Raw genomic sequence first — 20,077 nt, 5'->3', positions numbered from 1 at the left:
CGTGATGGGGCCAATGATTCTTCGTGATCGATCGGTCGCGGTGCGCGTTGATTCGCGGCTCGATGCCTCCGTCGGTCTGAATCATTTTGCGAAGCACTTGAATCGATATCTCAAGTGAGCCCGATTTAGGCCCTGAAATCAAAAACTTCGCCAATATCGACCTTTGCCACGAATTGGCCGCAACAAATGCCGCGGCATGCCGCAATTCGGTCGCGAGCGCGCCGAGATCCGAGAAGCATTTTGATGCATCCGCTATTGGTTCGTGAGGGACATGCCATGTTTGTGGAAGACGAAGTTGTCATAGGGCGCCTGCGCGCCCGCCGCGTTTCAATGTCATTGCTGATTGCACTCGTGGCGTTTGCCGCCTCGATCCTGATGACGTTCGGGCTGGTGACCGTCGCCTACGCCGACGACGGACAGCCAAAGAGCGGACAGCTCGCCGGCCTCGTCCGCCCGAACGACGTCAACAGCGGCTCCCTGCTCTTCCCGGCAAAAGAACCCGGCTTCTTCGTCGAGGCGCCGCGTCTAAAGACCGACGTCCAGATGGACGTGTCCGGCCCGGTCGCGCGCATCAAGGTCACGCAACGTTTCCAGAACCCCAGCAAGGGCTGGGTGGAAGGCACCTACGTCTTCCCTCTCCCCGAAAACTCAGCCGTGGACGTTCTCAAGATGCAGATCGGCGAACGGTTCATCGAGGGGCAGATCAAGCCGAGGCAGGAAGCCCGCGAAATTTACGAGCAGGCAAAGGCGGAAGGCAAGAAGGCCGCGCTTCTCGAGCAACAGCGCCCCAACATCTTCACCAATCAGGTCGCCAATATCGGCCCCGGCGAAACCATCGTCGTGCAGATCGAATACCAGCAAGCCGTCCACCAGAGCGGCGGCGAATTCTCGTTGCGCTTCCCGATGGTCGTGGCCCCTCGCTACAATCCGGCCCCGATCGTGCAGACGGTGGAGTTCAACAATGGCGCGGGCTTCGCGGTGCCGACTGATCCCGTCGAAAACCGCGAAAAGATCGAAGCACCAGTGCTCGACCCGCGCGAAAACGCCAAGATCAACCCTGTTGCTCTCACCGTGAACTTGAAAGCAGGCTTTCCGCTCGGCGACGTCAAATCCTCGTTCCATGACGTCGATATCAACCAGGACGGCGACCAAAACCGTACGATTTCGCTGAAGGGTGACAGCGTTCCAGCCGACAAGGACTTCGAACTGACCTGGAAGGCCGCGGCCGGAAAGACGCCAAGCGCCGGTCTCTTCCGCGAAGTCCTGAACGGCAAGACCTACCTGCTCGCTTTCGTCACCCCGCCCGCAACGCCGGACACCGCCGCCCCGCCCGCCAAGCGTGAAGTCGTTTTCGTCATCGACAACTCGGGCTCGATGTCCGGCCCGTCGATCGAACAGGCAAAGGCAAGCCTCGCACTCGCGATCGCCAAACTGAACCCCGACGATCGGTTCAATGTCATCCGCTTCGACGACACGATGACGGACTATTTCAACGGCCTCGTAGCAGCCTCCCCCGACAATCGCGAAAAGGCGATCGCCTTTGTCAGGGGCCTGACCGCGGACGGCGGCACCGAAATGCTTCCGGCGCTGCAGGATGCCCTGCGCAACCAGGGCCCGGTCGCGGCCGGCGCGCTTCGTCAGGTCGTATTCCTGACAGACGGCGCGATCGGCAACGAGCAGCAACTCTTCATGGAAATTGCGCAGAGCCGTGGCGATGCCCGGGTCTTCACGGTCGGCATCGGCTCGGCGCCGAACTCCTATTTCATGACGAAGGCCGCTGAGATGGGGCGCGGCACGTTTACCCAGATCGGCTCATCCGATCAGGTCGCGAGCCGGATGGGCGAGCTCTTCGCCAAGCTCCAGAACCCCGCGATGACAGACATCGCCGCGACATTCGATGGCGTGAAGGCCGAAGACATCACGCCAAACCCGATGGCTGATCTTTACGCTGGCGAACCGGTGGTGCTCACTGCCGAGCTGCCGGAGGAGAAACCTGCCGGCAAGCTCCAGATCATCGGAAAGACGGGCGCACAGCCCTGGCGTGTCGACATGGACATCGCCAATGCCGCCGACGGCCAGGGGATTTCGAAGCTCTGGGCGCGCCGCAAGATCGACGATCTCGAAGCCCGCTCCTACGAGCGGCAAGACCCCACATCGCTCGACAAGGACGTCGAAGGCGTCGCGCTTGCACACCACCTCGTTTCTCGCATGACCAGCCTCGTTGCCGTCGACGTCACGCCGTCGCGCCCAGCCGGTGAGCCCGTCAACGCGGCGAAGGTACCGCTCAACCTGCCCGAAGGCTGGGATTTCGAGAAGGTGTACGGCGAGCCGGCACCCGCGCCGATCTCGCCAAGCAGCACGCCGGATCACGCCATGGCGGCACCGCAACAGGAGTTTGCGCAACTGGCCGAGGCGCGGATGGCTGCGGCACCGACGGCGAAAGCGGCCGGGTTGATTGCCCAGCGCTCGGCGTCCGTCAAGCTGCCGCAAACGGCGACCCGCGCCGACGAGCAGATCATGCGCGGCTTGACCATGCTGCTGCTGGCCTTGACGGCGGCAAGCGGGTTGGCCGTCTGGCGGCGCAGGGTGCGCGGTATTTTCGCAGGAGCCAAGCCGCATGACCGGTAGACTGGGCAAGAGCTTGAATGAGGAAGTCAGCGAGTTCGGCGCGCTTCCGACCATCCTTGAGCTGGCAATGGCCACCGCAGCGGCGACCGCTTACGACGTAGCCGACCCCAGGGACAGGCGACTGCGCCTGCCTCGCCTCTCGGCAATCGAGAAGGCGATCGCTGCCTGCATCGCGCTCCTTGCGCTGTATGGCGCGATCCTGATCGGCGATGGCCTCTATATCAAGGCAAAGGCGGAGCTATCGCAGCTTCTCCTGAAACGCGCCTTTGCCGCCGAACTCCGCGGCGAGGATGCCAAGCCGTGGCCGTGGGCCGACTTCACCACCGAAGCCGAAGTCAGCGCGCCACGCCTTGGAAAGCATGCGATCGTGCTGTCGGGAGCATCAGGTGAAGCCCTCGCCTTTGGCCCGGCATGGCTCACCAACACGCCGCAGCCGGGCGATGAGGGAACCTCGGTGATCGCCGCGCATCGTGACACCCATTTTCGCTGGCTGAAGGATGTTCAGCCCGGCGATGAGATCGAGGTGACGCGCCGCGACGGAAAGATCCTGTCCTTCAAGGCGGGAGAAGGCCGCGTGGTGCCTTGGGACGAGAGCGGCATCGATCCATCTGCGCCGGGCCGTCGCCTTGTGCTGGCGACGTGCTGGCCGTTCGGTGCAACGGAGCGCGGGCCGCTGCGCTATATCGTCGAAGCCGAACTTGTTGACGCACAGGCGACCGGAAGCGTTTCGCCGGCCAACACAAATCCGTCATCGGGACCCCGGTGAGGGTTGAACGACCGCCCTCGCCGCTCCACGTTTCTTCAGACATGCGGCAGGGTGGATCATGAAAAGACTTCGAGACCTTGGTTTTGGAATAGCGTTGATAGTAGCAGGCAGCCTCGCCTCCCCGATCTTCGCGGCCGACATCGTCAACACGAAGAAGGTCGAGGTCCAGGTCGAGACCATAGTCGATGGGTTGGAGCACCCCTGGGCCGTTGCAGTGCTGCCCGACGGCGCATACCTCGTGACCGAACGCCCGGGCCGGATGCGCGTCATCCGCGACGGCAAGCTCTCCGCCCCGATCGCCGGCGTCCCGAAGGTCAGCGACAGAGGCCAGGGCGGCCTTTTTGACGTTGAACTTGCGCCCGACTTTGCGACAACGCGGACGATCTACTTCACGGCGGCCACGACGAATGCCGAGGGCTCCGGAACCCAGGCCTTCAGCGCGTCCCTCTCCCCGGATGAAACGACGCTTGAGAACGTCAAGGCCATCTTCACCATGAAGCGCTTCACGAGCGGCAACATCCAATACGGCTCCAGGATCGCTATCGCCAAGGACGGTTCGCTGTTCATCAGCATCGGAGATCGCGGCGACCGGGATCGGGCACAGGACTGGCACGACGACGCCGGCTCGATCGTTCACATCAATGCCGATGGCAGCATACCGAATGACAACCCGTTCAAGGACGGCGCAAAGGCGCTTCCGGAGATCTGGTCGAAAGGCCATCGCAATCCGCAAGGCATCACCTTCGATGCAGCCGATGACAAGCTCTACACGGTCGAACACGGCGCCCGTGGCGGCGACGAGATCAATGGCATAGAGCCCGGCAAAAACTACGGCTGGCCGATCATCACCTACGGCCGCGACTATTCCGGCGCAGAGATCGGCGAAGGCACCGCCAAGGAGGGGCTCGAGCAGCCCCTCTATTACTGGGATCCATCGATCGCTCCGGGCGCGCTGGCAATCTATCACGGCAAGATGTTTCCCGAATGGAACGGCGACTTCCTCGTTGCGGCGCTGAAATTCCAGCTGCTGTCGCGGATGCAGCGCGATGACACTGGAGCATTTGTCGCCGAGGAGCGGATGTTCGACGGTTCCTACGGCCGCATGCGCGATATCGTCATCGCTCCTAACGGAGCGCTGCTGATCGTGACGGACGAAGACAACGGCGCGCTGCTACGCGTGTCGCGCGGACCGGGCGGCAACGGTTGAACCGGAAAAACCTGCCGCGGCAATGCTGCAAGGCACCGACCCTTGCTCAAATCGAAGGCAACTGGTAACCGTCGCCGCATTCGGCTTCTTCCCCAAATCGAGGATGAAATGACGCGCATTCAGGCGAACCTTCTTCTATTGCTTGCAGCTGCCATCTGGGGCGGCGGTTTCGTCGCGCAGTCGACGGCCATGAAAGCAATCGGTCCGTTCTGGTTCATCGGTCTGCGCTTCCTGATCGCAGCCGTTGCGGTCCTTCCCTTCATGTTGCGGGAATCGCGAAAGGCCACGGCGAAGACGTCGCCGCGCCATCTGACGCTCTATCTGCTGACGGGTCTTGCGCTCTTTGGCGGCGCAGCCACGCAGCAGCTCGGCTTGCAGACGACGACGGTGACCAATTCGAGCTTCATTACCGGGCTCTACGTGGTCTTCGTACCTTTGATCGCCGTAGTCTTCCTGCGCCGCTCGCCGCATTGGATCATCTGGCCGGGCGCGATCATGGCCGTATCCGGTATCTACCTTCTGTCGGGTGGCCAATTGTCGGCCTTGTCGACCGGCGATCTGCTGACGGTCGTCTGCGCCGTCTTCTGGGCAGGACAGATTACGCTGGCAGGAACAACTGTCTCGGAGACCGGGCGACCGCTGACCCTCTCGACGGCGCAGTTTGCGATTACCGGTGCCTGCGCGCTGGCGGTCGCTATCGTGACCGAGCCGATCAGCTGGGAAGCCATCCGTGGCGCAGCACCCGAGATCCTCTACGTCGGTCTCTTCTCGTCTGGCGTCGCCTTCTCGCTGCAGATCATCGGGCAGCGCTACACCACGCCCTCCCAGGCTGCGATCTTCCTGTCATCCGAGGCGCTCTTCGGCGCGTCGCTCGGCGCGCTCCTCCTCAACGAGACGATGCCGGCACTTGGTTATGTCGGCTGCGCGCTGATGTTCCTGGCGATGCTTCTAGTTGAAATTGTCCCTGAGCTAGCTCGCAGAAGGGCGTTGCAGGGGCTAAAATCCAGTCCAAATCTGGGTTGATCGGCGAATTTTAGAAAAAAGTGAAGAAAAAGCGCAGTCGCCCTAGCGTTGCATTTTTGGCAAAATCTGCTCACAGATTATATTGCTGACGATATAAAACGTTAATCAACAGCTTTTGATGAGCGATTTTTTGCGTCAGAGGCGTCAAATGGCAGTTAGATTGCCTTTGCGAGCATCAAGGGGTTAAAAAACTTTTGCTTGCCAAATACCAATAATCGCAGCACTCTCACGGCGTTCGGGCATTTTGCGAGCATGGGAAGTCCTTAAGAATGTGCGCGCCGGAGACGCTAATATTCCGGTCAGTCGGTTCCGATAAAGCGGGCGACAGCCCCGCGGTGAACTCGGCTGAGTTAGAGGGGACCTTTTTCTCACAATTCAATAATTGCCTGCTAACGTCTCCGCTAGGAGGCAATATCAGTGATGCTGCCCGTGTGGATGGCGGGCAGAGATAAAAGGACCTGACGCATGGCCGAGACTGGCACTGTAAAATTCTTCAATACCGACAAGGGTTTCGGCTTCATCAAGCCGGACAAGGGCGGCGCTGACATCTTTGTTCACATTTCTGCGGTTCAGGCTTCTGGCCTGGCCGGGTTGACGGAGAATCAGAAGGTAAGCTTCGACACGGAGCCGGATCGCCGCGGCAAGGGCCCCAAGGCGGTCAACCTGCAGATCTCAGGTTGATATCCTAGCCAACGCTGTGATTTCGAGTTGAAGCCCGGCAGGAATGCCGGGTTTTATCGTTCAGCCTGTATTCACAAGCTGGCCCTTACCTTGCCATCATCAAGGTGCAAGCCGGAATCAGTTGAAACAGGACAGGACACGATGAACAGCATCGCCAAAACTCTCTTTCTGACGGCAACAGCTGCTGCCATCACATTCTCGTCGATCGCGACAGCATCGGCAGATGACTGGCATCATCGCCACTATAATCACGGCAACGATGCGCTCGTCGGCGGCGCAGTTGGCCTTGCTACGGGATTGATCGTCGGCTCGGCTATTGCTGCTCCACGTTACGACGAACCGCGCTACATCGATCCGCCATATGCATACGACGATGCGCCGGTCTACGCCGCACCTCCGCCGCGCTACTACCGTCCGGTCCCTGTCCGCGCAGAACTTGAGCCGTGGACGCCGCAGTGGGAACGCTATTGCTCTTATCGTTACCGCTCGTTCGATCCGCGTAGCGGCACCTTTATCGGCAACGACGGCATGAGCCACTTCTGCGTCGCCAGCTGATGCCATAACCCGGCAGGCAAATGACGAAGCGCCGCTTTTCAGCGGCGCTTTTGTTTTGAGGTCAGATACCGCGCAGGAACGGGTTGTTGCGCCGTTCGTCGCCAATTCGGCTGCCCGGGCCGTGCCCGCAGATGAAGCCGACTTCGTCTCCCAGCGGAAGCACCTTGTCGCGAATCGATTCCAGCAGCTGCTCGTGATTACCTCCCGGCAGATCCGTGCGGCCGATCGAGCCGTTGAACAGCACGTCGCCCAGATGCGCGAAATTCTGCGCCCGGTTGAAGTAGATCACATGGCCAGGTGCGTGACCCGGCGTGTGGTAGACCTCGAACGCATGCTCTCCGAGCGAAACGGTGTCGCCATCCTTCAGCCAGCGGTCCGGTACGACGTTCTGCATGCCCGTGAGGCCGTACTTCTGCGCCTGCGTCTCGATCCGCTGCAGCAGCGGAAGGTCATCCTCGTGCGGCCCGACGATATCGACGCTGAGCGCTTCCTTGAGCTCTTTGGCCCCGCCGGCATGATCGAGATGGCCATGGGTCAACCAGATTTCCTTGACGACGAATCCGTTCTCTTTCACCGCCTGCAGGATATTTGGCACGTCGCCGCCCGGGTCCACGACCACGGCCTCCTTGGTCTCGGGATCGAACAGGATCGTGCAGTTCTGCTGAAATGCCGTCACCGGAATAATGCCAGCCTGGAGCATGCTCATGAGTGCCTCGCTTCATATCTATGATGACGCGGTATAGTCGGAAACGCGTGCGTACGCAGCCGGCATTTTTTCGAACACAGCGTAAAGCGACACCGCCCCGCGCAGCGGCAGGCATCGTGGACGGGCGGAACCTCCCCTTCCCTTGGGCGTTACCAACCTATCGGAAACAAGGAGTACCAAGATGACCTTGAAGCGAAATCTTTTCCTGGCAGGCGTGATTCTGGCGGCAAGCGCCGGGCTTGGCCGGGCGGAAGAAATGGCGGCGACGGCCATCAATGACATGACAATCCGCTCTGGTCCCGGCACGCAATACCCGGCCGTCGGCGTTGCGACGCGCGGCTCCCAGACGATCCTTGATGGCTGCGTCGCGGGTAGCAAATGGTGTCGCGTGGACGTGAACGGCATGCGTGGTTGGGTTTACGCCCAGTATCTTGAAGTCGATCAGGGCGGCAGCCCGGTTGTGGTGGAAGAACACCAGCAGGACCTCGGCGTGCCTGTCGTGACCTATGAATCGACGGCAAGCGTCGCCCAGACCGATGTGGCGCAGGCTGAACCAGCACCCGGCGACGAGTTGCTCGGCCCGGTCGGCTCAGTTGATACGATAGAGCCGCCAGCAAACGTCACGACCTACATCGAAACCAATCCGGGTCAGACGATCGATCTTGGTGGTGACGTCGTGGTCGGAGCGCAGGTGCCGGCAAGCGTTACGTTCCAGGAAGTCCCTGACTACCAGTACCGTTATGCACGCATCAACAACAGGCCGGTCCTGGTCGATCCAGGCACACGACGGATCGTGTATGTCTACAATTAAGGTCTGAAACTCTGACCTATCAAGGCGGCCACATGGCCGCCTTTTCTGTGAGCGGCATCACACAAAATTCTCACGTATGGGTTGCCATCCATTTCACTTTGCACCCGCATATGCTAAAATACTGATATTCAGACGATATCCCTGTTCCCATCGGACGCCGGATCGCCTGTATGGCTGGCGATCATCGAGATCGCGCAGCCGGCGATGCGTTTGAGGAAACGCAAGGAGGGAATCATGGAAGCTCTGATACCACTCATTACCCAGGTGATTGCCGGCGCGGTCGGCGGCAATGTCGCAAGCGCCGCGCTGAAGCAGGTCGCGATCAACGCCGTTGCCAGAACGATCGCTGGCGCCGTCGGCGGGATCGGCGGCGGCATACTGCTCAGCATGTTCGGTGGCGAGGCCCAGATGACAGGGCTGATCGCCGACGGCATCGGTGGCTTGATCGGCGGCGGCATCCTGTCGACGATCGTCGGCGCCGTCGCCGCCAAGGCAAGATAACAGGCGCTCAGGCAAACGGCTGGCCATCCAAAGATGCACTGGCCGTAAGCTCTCTGTTCCATCACCGGCAGCAGCCGCGAAGGATCCGAACGGGATTCGGGTCGCTGAGGAAGATATTGGCCCCGCACCAGTCTGATTCGCTCGGCTGCCCCGAAACGCCCTCGCATCTCGCTAGCGGCCAGTCGCTCGATCGCCTCTTCGCCGCGGTCGGGATAGCGCTGGCCATTGCCGCCTACTGCCGCCGGCGCCAAAAGGAACTCGAAACCGCGATGCGCGCCCCGCCCCTTGCACGGGACTGTTGATTGTTATCCCGGTTCCGTCTTATCCACGGACACAGGGGAAATCGCACGTTGCGTCAGCGGCGTCGCGAATGCGGTTGAGTTTCGGTGGAAGCCCGATCTCTTTCGCTTCGCGAAGCCAGGAGGAGTGAACAATCTCGCAAATTGCGCCAATATTGCTGGCATGATTTGGATCGTTCAGGACAACGTCGAAAACGAAAGGAAATGCCAAATTGGCACGACAGAGCAGCCCGAAAGTCGCGAAGCCTGAGCCATTGAAGATGCCGATGGAAAACACCGATACCATCGATTTCGACATCATCGAGCTGCTGTTCTTCTCCTATCGCGACTTCGTTTCCGACCCGGATGCTATCCTGGCGGAAAGCGGCTTCGGGCGCGCGCATCACCGCGTTGTACATTTCGTTAACCGCAATCCCGGCATGACCGTTGCCGATCTGCTGGATACGTTGAAGATTACCAAGCAGAGTCTCGCAAGGGTACTCAAACAACTCATCGATTCGGGGTATATTCGCCAGATCGCGGGTCCAGAGGACAGGCGGCAGCGGAAGCTTTATCCGACAGAGACAGGGCGCGAGCTTGCCTTTGCACTGGCAGAGCCGCAATCGCGCCGTATTGAAAGAGCATTCGACGGAGCTTCTCCGGAGATACGGGAAGGTGTGAAGGCCTTTCTGAGTGGCATGCGGAACACAAAGAACTCGAAAGCGGACTGAATGGCGGTCAAGACAGTTATATCAGATGATGCGGCGCATTTGCTGGTTGTGGACGACGACACGCGCATTCGTGCGCTGCTCAACCGCTATCTGACCGAAAACGGCTTCAGGGTGACGGTGGCTGCGGACGGCGCCGAAGCGCGCCGCAAACTCACGGGCCTCGACTTCGATCTGATCGTCATGGACGTGATGATGCCTGGCGAGTCCGGCATAGACGTCACCAAGGGCTTACGCTCGATCAAGAACGTGCCAATCATCATGCTGACGGCGCTGGCGGAATCCGGCAACCGCATCGCCGGCCTCGAAGCCGGCGCCGACGATTACCTGTCCAAGCCCTTCGATCCGCGCGAACTCGTTCTGCGCATCAACAACATCCTGCGGCGCAACGTCTCGAACGACGCACCCAAGATCGAACAGGTGATGTTCGGGCCGTACACGTTCTCGCTAACGCGCAAGGAGCTCAAGAAGGCTTCCGAGATCGTGCGCCTGACGGATCGCGAGCAGGAAATCATGCTTCTGTTTGCCAAGCGCGCCGGCGACACCATTCCGCGCCACGAGCTCATCGGCAACGATGTCGATGTCGGTGAGCGCACGATCGACGTGCAAATCAACCGCCTCCGCCGCAAAATAGAAGACGATCCCGCAAATCCGGTCTGGCTCCAGACGGTTCGTGGTATAGGATACCGGCTGAGCATCGATTGAAGCCCCAACGTCAGGACCCTGCGACTTAGATGGTGACGTTCGACTCCCTGCGCCGCGAGGACCGCTCGCCCGCCCACGGATGGCGATGGCTAAGCCGCTGGTTCCGCCATCAGCTACCGACGGGCCTCTACGTCCGCTCGCTTCTCATCATCATCATCCCGATGGTGCTGCTGCAGTCGGTCGTCGCTGCGCTGTTCATGGAACGCCATTGGCAGATGGTCACCCAGCGCCTTTCGATGGGCGTGACCCGCGATATCGCGGCGATCATCCAGATGATCGAAACCTATCCCCAGGATAGCGACTACAGCACGGCGACCCGCATCGCCCGCGAACAGCTCGGTTTGCAGGTGTCGGTCGAACCGGATGGCGACCTGCCCCCACCGCGCGTCAAACCTTTCTTCTCGATCCTCGACGGGATCTTGAGCGACGAGATCAGCGATCAGATCAAGCGCCCGTTCTGGATCGATACCGTCGGCGATTCCAGCTTGGTTGAGATTCGCATCAAGTTGAAGGACAAGATCTTGCGCGTGCTTGCCAAGCGGAACCAGACTTACGCGTCGAACACGCATATCTTCATCGTTTGGATGGTGGCCGCGTCGCTGGTGTTGATCGGGATCTCCATCCTCTTCCTGCGCGGCCAGATCCGCCCGATCCAGGCACTGGCCGCCGCCGCCGAGAGCTTCGGCAAGGGGCAGAAGGACGAGACGTTCTATCCGCGCGGCGCCGACGAAGTGCGCCGTGCCGGTCTCGCATTCATTCTGATGCGCGAACGCATCGAGCGGCAGATCGAGCAGCGCACCGCGATGCTGACAGGCGTCAGTCACGACTTGCGAACCATTCTGACGCGTTTCAAGCTTCAGCTCGCTCTCGCCGGCGATCACGCCGACCTGCAGGGGCTGAACGACGATATCAACGATATGCAGTCGATGCTGGAAGCCTACATGGCCTTCGCCCGTAGCGAGGTCGAAGAAGATGTTGGCCAGTTGAAGCTGAGCGAGCTGTTTGAAAAGCTCGCGCCCGATTTCGCCCTGAATGGCAAGACGATGACCTATACGATCGACGGCGACGACGAGATCCTCGTCCGGCCGAATGCCTTTACGCGACTGGTGACGAACCTCGCCTCCAACGCCCGCCGCTATGCGAAGACGCTCAACATCGAAGCAAAGCACAGCGCCAAATGGCTGACCGTCATCTTCGACGATGATGGCCCCGGGATCCCGGAAGCCAACCGCGAAGACGTCTTCAAGCCATTCTTTCGCCTCGACGAGGCGCGCAATCTGGATGCCTCTGGAACAGGACTTGGCCTTGCTATCGCCCGCGATATTGCCCGCAGTCACGGCGGCAACGTGACGCTCGGCGATAGCCCGCTGGGTGGCCTGCGCGCAACCATCCGCCTGCCGGCTTGAGGTTGCGGATGGGCATCGATACCACGGCAATGACATGGTTCAATCCGCCGGCCTTCGCTGAAGAGCGGAATGGAGCCCTTCTCGTCCGATCGGGCGAAAAGACCGATTTCTGGCAAGGGACCTACTACGGCTTCCATCGGGATGACGGGCATTTCCTGCACCAGGAAAGAAGCGGTGATTTCACCGCGGAGGTCACCTTTTCCGCCAGATATGAGGCCCTGTACGACCAGGCCGGTCTCATGGTACGCGCTGACGCTACCCACTGGATGAAATGCGGTATCGAATACACCGATGGTGCAAGGCATTTCAGTGTCGTTGTCACCAACGGAAATTCGGATTGGTCAGCCTTTCGCCTCGATCATGATTTCGACAGGATAACGGTCAGAGCGACGAGAAACGGCGATGCGCTCTTCGTGCAATACCGAACCGATGGCATGAACGAATTGCGGATGGCTCGGCTTGCCTGGTTCGATCCGGCATTCAGGAACGTGTCGGTCGGGCCGGTCTTTTGTTCGCCGCAGCGCGCGGGCTTCGATCACATCAGTTTCTTGCCGTTCGGCACCGGCTTGTCTGTCGCGGCAAGCACGATCGCCCCTGCCTCGTCCTCGAAGCCAAGCGTCAGAACCTCGGAGATAAAAGGCCCGATCTGGCGTGGCGGGAAATTGACGACGCCGAGCACCTGTCTCCCGACAAGGCTTTCAATCGTGTAGTGAACCGTGATCTGGGCCGACGATTTCTTGACGCCGATCTCTGGTCCGAAATCGATCAGCAACTTGATCGCTGGCTTGCGCGCCTGCGGAAACGGGCTCGCCTCGATGATCGTGCCGACGCGAATGTCGACACGCTCGAAATCGGCATAGGTGATCTCTTCAGCCATGGTATCGCCTCAGCCAGCAAGCTCTTCAGCGCGCTTGCGTGCGGCTGCAAGCGCCTTGTCGAACAGCGGCTGCATTGCGTCGTCCGCCATCAGCACCGAAAGCGCGGCGGCAGTGGTGCCGCCCGGCGAGGTCACGTTCTGGCGCAACCGAGAAGCGTCGTCGGGGGACTGATGCAAAAGCTCACCAGCCCCCGCGACAGTTTCCCGCGCGAGACGCATGGCAAGGTCCGCCTGCAGACCAAGTTTGCGGCCTGCCTCTGCCATGCACTCCACGAGATAGAACACATAGGCCGGGCCACTGCCCGACAAAGCAGTCACAGCATCAATATCGGTTTCAGCAGGCACCCACTCGACGGGGCCCGACACGCGCAGCAACGCATGAACCTGTTCGCGCTGCGCTTCAGTCACATGCGCATTCGCAAAAGCACCGGTAACGCCGCGACCAACCATGGCCGGCGTGTTCGGCATGGCACGAACCATGGCAGCTTCGCCGAGGTGCTTTTCAAGAAAACCGAGCGTCTTGCCAGCAGCGACGGAGACAACGACCGTACCTGAAACCACGGTACTCCTCACCGAAGGCAAAACCGTGTCCATCACCTGCGGTTTGAGAGCGAGAAACAGCACATCGGCCTTGAGGTCAGCAGGAGCCGCCGTCAGATGCGTCGCACCCGCAGCGCGAATGGTCTCCATCATCGGAGCCGAAGGGCCCGGATCGATGACGACCACGGACGATCCCGGAACACCGTTCTTGAGCCAGCCGGAGAGCATCGCCCCGCCCATATTGCCGGCACCAACGAGAACAATTCGGCCGACAGAGACGACAGCAGACGACATATTACGCTTCACCCACGGTTTCGAACAAAACGACTTCCATGGCGCGGTTCGCGTCCATGCCGGACCAGATCACGAACTGGAATGCCTGGTAATAGGCCTCGCAGGTGTCCAGCGCGCTGGCGAGAAGGACCTCGACCTGGCGGTTTGTCGGCTCGGCGCCGCCGGCAAGCAGAAGCGACTGGCGGAAGATGATGACATCCTCCTGGCGCCACAGGTCGAAATGCCCCATCAGCACCTGACCGTTGATCGCGGCGAGCAGCTTCGTAACTTCGTTGACCCGCTGATCCGGCACCTTGACGTCGAATGCGCAGCCAAGATGCAGGGCTTCGAACTCTTCCATCCAGGAAAAGGAGACGTGGTAATCAGTCCACTTGCCTTCGACTGTCATCGCGATTTCATCATCGCCAGACCGTTCGAAAGCCCAGTCGTTGTTCGCGGCGACATACTCGATCATATCGACCGGGTTTGACTGACGCTCGACTTCCAATTCCATGAGGCTCATACAGCACCTTCTTGACCGGAGTGAATGCGATCCAACTTCGTCAACGGGGACACAAGAAAGAACACACGCAACTACCGGAAACCACCAACCCAGATGATCGTTGAACCAACGCCAGACTAACGCAGTCACCCTGTCCGGAGCTTACCAGGCGCTTCGAATCATCATTTAAAATCAGTGTATAACGGGCTCGACGGCACGCCAGCCCCCAGAGGGCCCTTTTCGGGAACGGCGCTGTGGAAAGGTGTTGGGAATTGGATTCAGAAGGAGGGTTTAAACGACTCTGCCCATTGGCTTTTTTGGCAGTGTCCACAGGTGGATAACGCGACCTGCATTTTCGGCTGTAGCCGCGGTGTGTCTCTTAAAGGCCACACCGCCGCCTGTCTCAGAATGGGATTACTTACCTTTGGCGGCGAGTTTTGCTTCCAGCGCGGCAATACGAGCCAGAAGAGCATCGTTTTCGTCGCGCGCCTTGATCGCCATTTCGCGAACAGCCTCGAATTCTTCGCGCTTCACGATGTCCATGCTGTTCAGCCAGCGTTCGGCCTGTGCGCTGAAGGCAGTTTCGATTTCCTTGCGGACGCCCTGGGCCGCGCCGGCGGCATCGGTCATCAGCTTGGCGAACTCGTCCATGATGCGGTTTGCTCCAGTCGTCATGGCGGCTTACTCCCTTTAATCTATAGCGTGCGGCCGCTTGCGGCTCTGTGAAATGAGGTAGGGCTTCGCCGTTAAGGATGCAAGCGCTTTGCTCTGGATAAGCGCCCCCTCTCATTATCCATCACTAACAATCGACTTGACCGCCTGTTATGGCAGCGCCATCTTCCGCCCACATCAACGGATGGGAACACCTTGCCGACAGCAGCGAATCTACTGGCGATCATGCCTTTCCCGAACATTGATCCGATCGCCTTCTCGATCGGACCTATCGCCGTTCACTGGTACGGCTTGGCCTACGTCACCGGCATCATGCTCGGCTGGTACTATGCGCGTATGCTCGCCGGCAACGATAAGCTATGGCCGGGCAACGTATCGCCGATTTCCAGGGCGCAACTCGATGATTTCATCGTCTGGGTCGCGCTCGGCATCGTCCTTGGCGGGCGTATTGGTTACATTCTGTTCTACGACATGCCTGCGGTGATCGAGAGCCCGATCCGGGCCATCCAGATCTGGAACGGCGGCATGTCCTTCCACGGCGGGCTGACCGGCACGACGATCGCGATGATCATCTTCGCGCGCCGAAACAGCATCCCGCTCTGGAGCCTTTTCGATATCGTCGCAGCCGTAGTGCCGATCGGCCTCTTCTGCGGCCGTATCGCAAACTTCATCAATGGAGAGCTCTGGGGTCGGTTGACGGATGTGCCGTGGGCCGTCGTTTTCCCGAGCGGCGGACCGTTTGCACGCCATCCCAGCCAGCTCTACGAAGCCGGCCTCGAGGGCATCACGCTCTTGATCGTCCTGACAGTGCTGATCTACGCATTCCGCGCGCTGAAGGCGCCAGGCTTCATCACCGGTGTATTCGTCTGCGGCTATGCGCTCTCGCGCATCTTCGTCGAATTCTTCCGTGAACCCGATGCTCAGCTCGGCTACCTGCTCGGCACGGACTGGCTGACGATGGGCATGGTGCTCTCGTCTCCCATGATCCTGCTGGGTGTCTGGGCGATGATCCGTGCCCGTCGTCAGGCTGCTCCGCAGCTCTGATCGCGTTTATCGGAGGAGGAGAACCATGACCACCGCACTCGGTGAGAAGATCAAGGCGATCATCCAGGCCAATGGGCCAATCAGCGTGACGGACTACTTTTCGCTCTGCCTGGCTGATCCCGACTACGGATACTACAGGACACGCGAACCCTTCGGACGGTCCGGGGATTTCGTCACGGCACCTGAAGTCAGTCAGCTCTTTGGCGAGATGATCGGCGTCTTTATCGTGCACGCATGGCAGCGTCACGGGGCGCCGACCGGCGTGAGGCTGGTGGAAATCGGCCCCGGACGCGGCACGATGATGGCCGACATGCTCCGCGTCATCGCCCGCCTCGCGCCACCGCTGTTCGAGAACATGACGATCCATCTCGTCGAAACCAGCGAGCGCCTGAGCGATGTGCAGCAGGAGACCCTGGCAGCCTACGCCGGCCATATCCAATGGCACCAAGATTTCGACGATGTGCCCCCCGGCTTCACGCTGATCGCGGCCAATGAGCTGTTCGATGCCATACCATTTCGTCAGTTCGTGAAGACGCCGACAGGCTTTCGCGAGCGCATGGTCGGTATCGATGCGGACGACGAGCTGTCCTTCGGTGCCGGCGTGGCCGGGATCGACCCTGCCCTTCTCCCCGAACAGGCATCGTCGATGCCGGTGGGAACGATGTTCGAGATCGCCCCGGCCCGCCAGTCGGTCATGCTGGCGATCAGCGAAAGGCTGAAGCGCCTCGGCGGTACCGCGCTCGCGCTCGACTACGGCCATCTCGTCACCGGCTTCGGCGACACCCTTCAGGCCGTGCGCATGCATGAGTTCGATCCGCCGCTCGCCCACCCGGGCGAAGCCGACCTGACCAGCCATGTCGATTTCCAGGCGCTTGCCGAAACGGCCGTTTCCGCCGGCTTGCATGTGAACGGAATGCTGCGCCAGGGCGATTTCCTGGTTGGCCTCGGCATTCTCGAGCGGGCGGCGGCCCTTGGCCGTGATCGCGAGCCCCGCACCCAGCAGATCATCCAGACCGCCGTTGACCGCCTTGTCGGCGAAGGCGAAGGCAAGATGGGGGAACTCTTCAAGGTGATGGCCGTTTCACATCCCGCGGTAGACCTGATGCCGTTCCGCGCTGTGGATTGACAGGGCGCGCGCCGCTGGGCCAACATCCGGCCCGACAGAAACCTGCTTCGCCGCACGGGCGCGGCAGACTTGCAGAATAATCTTGGAATGACAGATGACAGATGCGCTCTTCCCGGTACCGATCCAAAGCGCGCTGCTGAACGCCGCGACCGGTGACGCGATCCTTCATGGCTATTTTACCAGGCTCGGCGGGGTGTCCGATGGCATCTACCGCGGCCTGAATGTCGGCCTCGGCTCCAACGACGAACGCGAGAAGGTCAACGAGAACCGTCGGCGCGTCGCAAACTGGTTTGACCTTCCTGTCGAACGGCTGGCAACGGTCCACCAGGTTCATTCGCCCGATGTCGTCGTCGTCGATGATGACTATGATGGCAAACGCCCGGCCGCCGATGCTTTGGTTACGGCTACACCAGGGATAGCGCTCGGTGTGTTGGCCGCCGATTGTGGACCAATCCTGTTTGCCGATCCGGAACATCGTGTTGTCGGCGCCGCCCATGCCGGCTGGAAGGGTGCGCTTACGGGCGTGCTGGAAAACACCATCGACGCCATGGAGAAGCTGGGCGCAAACCGCGCAACCATCACGGCCTGCCTCGGCCCGTCGATCAGCCAGGCCAGCTACGAGGTCGGCCCGGAGTTTGTCGAGCGCTTCCTGAACCAAGACCCGTCATACGAACGCTATTTCGTCGCGTCGTCGAAACCGGGCCATTCGATGTTCAATCTTCCCGCCCTGACAGTCGACAGGCTGCGGGCTGCGGGTGTTCGCGCGGAAAGCCTGGGGCTCTGCACCTACCCGGACAGCGAGCGCTTCTTTTCCTACCGTCGCACGACGCACAACAATGAGCCGGACTACGGTCGACAGATATCGGCGATCGCCATCAGGGAGATTTGAACGCATGGCCCTACACTTCGAGAAGCCTGAATTTGCGGTTCGCCTCGCCCGCCTGACCGACAAGATGCGGGAAGAGAAGCTGGACGCCGTTCTGCTCTTCGCTCAGGAAAGCATGTACTGGCTGACCGGCTACGATACGTTCGGCTACTGCTTTTTCCAGACGCTCGTGGTCAAGGCCGACGGGACGATGGCCCTGATCACGCGCTCGGCCGACCTCCGGCAGGCGAAGCACACGTCTATCCTGGAGAACGTTCACGTCTGGGTCGACCGCGTGAATGCCGATCCGACGGTGGACTTGAAAAATCTGCTGGTGGAGATGGACCTGCTCGGCGCTCGCATCGGCGTCGAATATGACACGCATGGCATGACCGGGCGGATCGCCCACCTCTTGGACGCACAGCTGACGGCCTTCGGCCAGATCGTCGATGCCTCGTACCTCGTCAGCCGCCTGCGCCTGGTCAAGAGCCCCGCCGAGATTGTCTATGTCGAGCGGGCGGCGGCCCTTGCCGACGACGCGCTCGATGCTGCGATTGCATTGACCAAGCCCGGCGCCGACGAGGCAGATATCCTTGCTGCCATGCAGGGCGCCGTGTTTGCTGGCGGTGGCGACTACCCGGCCAACGAGTTTATCATCGGCTCGGCCGAAGACGCGCTTCTCTGCCGCTACAAAGCCGGTCGCAGGAAGCTTGGCGATAACGATCAGCTGACATTGGAGTGGGCGGGCGCCTATGCGCACTACCACGCCGCGATGATGCGCACGATCGTCGTCGGAGAGCCGAGCTATCGCCACCGCGAACTCTACAATGCCTGCCTCGAAACCATCCAGGCAATCGAAACCGTTTTGAAACCGGGACATGTTTTTGGCGATGTCTTCGACATGCACGCCAAGATCATGGACGAGCGCGGGCTCGCCCGTCACCGACTGAACGCCTGCGGCTATTCACTCGGCGCCCGTTTTTCACCGTCCTGGATGGAGCACCAGATGTTCCATGTCGGCAACCCGCAGCCGATCGAGCCCGGCATGTCGCTGTTCGTGCACATGATCATCATGGATTCGGATACGGGAACAGCCATGACGCTCGGCCAGACTTACCTGACGACCGAAGGCGAGCCACGCGCCCTCTCCCGCCATCCGCTGGACTTCATCGGCGTCTGACGCCACACCGGCAACAATCCGCAATTGACATAAGGCAGCCGCGACCGTCATAAAGTCAGCCGGGGCTGACACGCATGATGGAAGGACGAAACGAGGGATGACGCGACTTGCGACAGCGCCCGCGCTCTTTTCGTGTATTGCCCTGTTGTCTGCCTGCAATACCACGGATGCCCTGACGCCATTGGTCGACATCGGCGACACCTCGGGCAGCGTCCGTTCGTCTCCAGTGACCCAGAACGACGTCGAACGCATGGCGGGCACCACGCCGCGCAGGCAGGCTTTCGCCGCCGAGCCGCGACGCGGCGGTTACGCGCAGCCCGATTACCGGCCCGGCACTGGCGCACCGCAGACGACGATGGACGAACAAGCCCTCGCGCTGGAAAACCAGGCGCCCGTATCCCCTGCATCCGCGCGCATCCAGACCCAGACCCTGTCGGAACCGGTGTCCAATGCCGAAGCCGAAGAGCAGGACATGATCGAGCAGCCGGCGCGAGCAGCGCCCCCGCCGCAAACCCACACGGCGGCCGTGAACCCCGGCGCGAGCCGCGACGCGACCGTGCGCTTCCTTCCGATCATCGGCGCTCCCGTCCAGGCGGTGACGCCGCTTTCGCGGCAACTCGGCACCGAAGCCCGGTCCCATGGACTTTCGATCAAGAGTTCCAACGACAACAGCAGCTCCTACATCCTGAAGGGCTATCTCTCCGCGTTTTCCGACAGCGGCAAGGTCACGGTCGTCTATGTCTGGGATGTGCTTGATAACAGCGGCGCCCGCCTGCACCGCATCCAGGGACAGGAGAGTGTACCGTCGGCAGCGCAGGATCCCTGGGCCGCCGTCCCGGCGTCGGTCATGCAGCAAATTGCGTCGCGAACGATCAGCGAGTTTTCGTCCTGGCGCGAAACACGTGGCGGTTAAGCCACAAGCATTTTGGAAATATGGGGGCGTTCGACGCCTTTACGCTTGCATTCGGGAACAAGCTGGCTAAAAAGCGCGGCTATCAGCAGG

The 20,077-nt window shown here is 60.7% G+C and carries 21 protein-coding genes and 1 pseudogene; 17 read left to right on the top strand and 5 right to left on the bottom strand.

Annotation, left to right across the window (positions count from 1 at the left end):
- Nucleotides 1-276: 276 nt before the first annotated feature.
- The 6 genes from QTL94_RS15495 (at nucleotide 277) to QTL94_RS15470 (ending at nucleotide 6,860) form a co-directional block, all read left to right on the top strand.
- A complete protein-coding gene (locus QTL94_RS15495; RefSeq protein ID WP_289802477.1) occupies nucleotides 277-2,628 on the top strand; it encodes a marine proteobacterial sortase target protein in 2,352 nt (783 codons plus the stop codon).
- A complete protein-coding gene (locus QTL94_RS15490; protein WP_289802476.1) occupies nucleotides 2,618-3,394 on the top strand; it encodes a class GN sortase in 777 nt (258 codons plus the stop codon). Before QTL94_RS15495 ends, QTL94_RS15490 begins: the two co-directional genes overlap by 11 nt.
- 58 nt (nucleotides 3,395-3,452) lie before the next feature.
- Nucleotides 3,453-4,601, top strand: a complete 1,149-nt coding sequence (locus QTL94_RS15485) for a PQQ-dependent sugar dehydrogenase (protein WP_289802475.1) — start codon at nucleotides 3,453-3,455, stop codon at nucleotides 4,599-4,601.
- 108 nt (nucleotides 4,602-4,709) lie between these two features.
- Entirely contained in the window at nucleotides 4,710-5,624 is a 915-nt protein-coding gene (locus QTL94_RS15480) for a DMT family transporter (protein WP_289802474.1), read from the top strand.
- A gap of 465 nt (nucleotides 5,625-6,089) precedes the next feature.
- The gene (locus tag QTL94_RS15475; protein ID WP_007824341.1) at nucleotides 6,090-6,305 is read left to right on the top strand and encodes a cold-shock protein; all 216 of its coding nucleotides are present in this window, start codon (nucleotides 6,090-6,092) and stop codon (nucleotides 6,303-6,305) included.
- 141 nt (nucleotides 6,306-6,446) lie between these two features.
- Nucleotides 6,447-6,860, top strand: a complete 414-nt coding sequence (locus tag QTL94_RS15470; protein WP_065693434.1) for a BA14K family protein — start codon at nucleotides 6,447-6,449, stop codon at nucleotides 6,858-6,860.
- A 61-nt stretch (nucleotides 6,861-6,921) separates the two neighbouring features.
- Here QTL94_RS15470 and QTL94_RS15465 read toward each other — a convergent pair whose 3' ends face one another.
- On the bottom strand, nucleotides 6,922-7,566 hold the full coding sequence (locus QTL94_RS15465) for an MBL fold metallo-hydrolase (protein WP_289802473.1): 645 nt from the start codon (nucleotides 7,564-7,566) through the stop codon (nucleotides 6,922-6,924).
- 181 nt (nucleotides 7,567-7,747) lie between these two features.
- Here QTL94_RS15465 and QTL94_RS15460 point away from each other — a divergent pair, with 181 nt between their 5' ends.
- The 6 genes and pseudogenes from QTL94_RS15460 to QTL94_RS15435 all read left to right on the top strand — a co-directional run.
- The gene (locus QTL94_RS15460; protein WP_289802472.1) at nucleotides 7,748-8,377 is read left to right on the top strand and encodes a DUF1236 domain-containing protein; all 630 of its coding nucleotides are present in this window, start codon (nucleotides 7,748-7,750) and stop codon (nucleotides 8,375-8,377) included.
- A gap of 234 nt (nucleotides 8,378-8,611) precedes the next feature.
- Nucleotides 8,612-8,878, top strand: coding sequence for a hypothetical protein (locus tag QTL94_RS15455; RefSeq protein ID WP_065693431.1), 267 nt, complete (start codon nucleotides 8,612-8,614; stop codon nucleotides 8,876-8,878).
- Between the two features lie 511 nt (nucleotides 8,879-9,389).
- Nucleotides 9,390-9,887, top strand: a complete 498-nt coding sequence (locus QTL94_RS15450; protein WP_289802471.1) for a MarR family winged helix-turn-helix transcriptional regulator — start codon at nucleotides 9,390-9,392, stop codon at nucleotides 9,885-9,887.
- Nucleotides 9,888-10,589 (top strand): response regulator, encoded by a 702-nt coding sequence (locus tag QTL94_RS15445; protein WP_113520787.1) that lies wholly within the window; start codon nucleotides 9,888-9,890, stop codon nucleotides 10,587-10,589. It abuts the gene before it with no gap.
- Between the two features lie 29 nt (nucleotides 10,590-10,618).
- Nucleotides 10,619-11,995 (top strand): ATP-binding protein, encoded by a 1,377-nt coding sequence (locus QTL94_RS15440; protein ID WP_065693427.1) that lies wholly within the window; start codon nucleotides 10,619-10,621, stop codon nucleotides 11,993-11,995.
- A gap of 8 nt (nucleotides 11,996-12,003) precedes the next feature.
- Nucleotides 12,004-12,537: pseudogene (locus QTL94_RS15435) on the top strand (DUF1349 domain-containing protein); the annotation flags it as partial.
- On the opposite strand, the gene QTL94_RS15430 reads toward QTL94_RS15435, so the two are convergent.
- From QTL94_RS15430 to QTL94_RS15415, 4 genes are all read right to left on the bottom strand, one after another.
- On the bottom strand, nucleotides 12,531-12,872 hold the full coding sequence (locus QTL94_RS15430; RefSeq protein ID WP_289802470.1) for a tRNA-binding protein: 342 nt from the start codon (nucleotides 12,870-12,872) through the stop codon (nucleotides 12,531-12,533). The pseudogene QTL94_RS15435 and the gene QTL94_RS15430 overlap by 7 nt on opposite strands.
- A gap of 9 nt (nucleotides 12,873-12,881) precedes the next feature.
- Complete coding sequence (gene proC / locus QTL94_RS15425) at nucleotides 12,882-13,706, bottom strand: pyrroline-5-carboxylate reductase (protein WP_065693424.1); 825 nt, start codon at nucleotides 13,704-13,706, stop codon at nucleotides 12,882-12,884.
- A 1-nt stretch (nucleotide 13,707) separates the two neighbouring features.
- Nucleotides 13,708-14,208, bottom strand: a complete 501-nt coding sequence (locus QTL94_RS15420) for a type III secretion system chaperone family protein (RefSeq protein ID WP_065693423.1) — start codon at nucleotides 14,206-14,208, stop codon at nucleotides 13,708-13,710.
- 393 nt (nucleotides 14,209-14,601) lie between these two features.
- The gene (locus tag QTL94_RS15415; protein ID WP_065693422.1) at nucleotides 14,602-14,862 is read right to left on the bottom strand and encodes an accessory factor UbiK family protein; all 261 of its coding nucleotides are present in this window, start codon (nucleotides 14,860-14,862) and stop codon (nucleotides 14,602-14,604) included.
- A gap of 192 nt (nucleotides 14,863-15,054) precedes the next feature.
- Here QTL94_RS15415 and lgt point away from each other — a divergent pair, with 192 nt between their 5' ends.
- From lgt to QTL94_RS15390, 5 genes are all read left to right on the top strand, one after another.
- On the top strand, nucleotides 15,055-15,903 hold the full coding sequence (gene lgt / locus QTL94_RS15410) for a prolipoprotein diacylglyceryl transferase (protein WP_289802469.1): 849 nt from the start codon (nucleotides 15,055-15,057) through the stop codon (nucleotides 15,901-15,903).
- A 25-nt stretch (nucleotides 15,904-15,928) separates the two neighbouring features.
- The gene (locus tag QTL94_RS15405; RefSeq protein ID WP_289802468.1) at nucleotides 15,929-17,029 is read left to right on the top strand and encodes a class I SAM-dependent methyltransferase; all 1,101 of its coding nucleotides are present in this window, start codon (nucleotides 15,929-15,931) and stop codon (nucleotides 17,027-17,029) included.
- Nucleotides 17,030-17,123: 94 nt separating this feature from the next.
- Nucleotides 17,124-17,918, top strand: coding sequence for a peptidoglycan editing factor PgeF (pgeF, locus tag QTL94_RS15400; RefSeq protein WP_289802467.1), 795 nt, complete (start codon nucleotides 17,124-17,126; stop codon nucleotides 17,916-17,918).
- A 4-nt stretch (nucleotides 17,919-17,922) separates the two neighbouring features.
- The gene (locus QTL94_RS15395; RefSeq protein ID WP_289802466.1) at nucleotides 17,923-19,074 is read left to right on the top strand and encodes a M24 family metallopeptidase; all 1,152 of its coding nucleotides are present in this window, start codon (nucleotides 17,923-17,925) and stop codon (nucleotides 19,072-19,074) included.
- Between the two features lie 97 nt (nucleotides 19,075-19,171).
- Entirely contained in the window at nucleotides 19,172-19,987 is an 816-nt protein-coding gene (locus tag QTL94_RS15390) for a hypothetical protein (RefSeq protein ID WP_289802465.1), read from the top strand.
- The last annotated feature ends 90 nt before the right edge of the window (nucleotides 19,988-20,077 follow it).

This window comes from Rhizobium sp. S96, assembly GCF_030382195.1.
GTDB lineage: Bacteria > Pseudomonadota > Alphaproteobacteria > Rhizobiales > Rhizobiaceae > Rhizobium.
The sequence above is the reverse complement of the archived record's forward strand: the minus strand, read 5'-3'. Positions and strand labels throughout refer to the sequence as shown.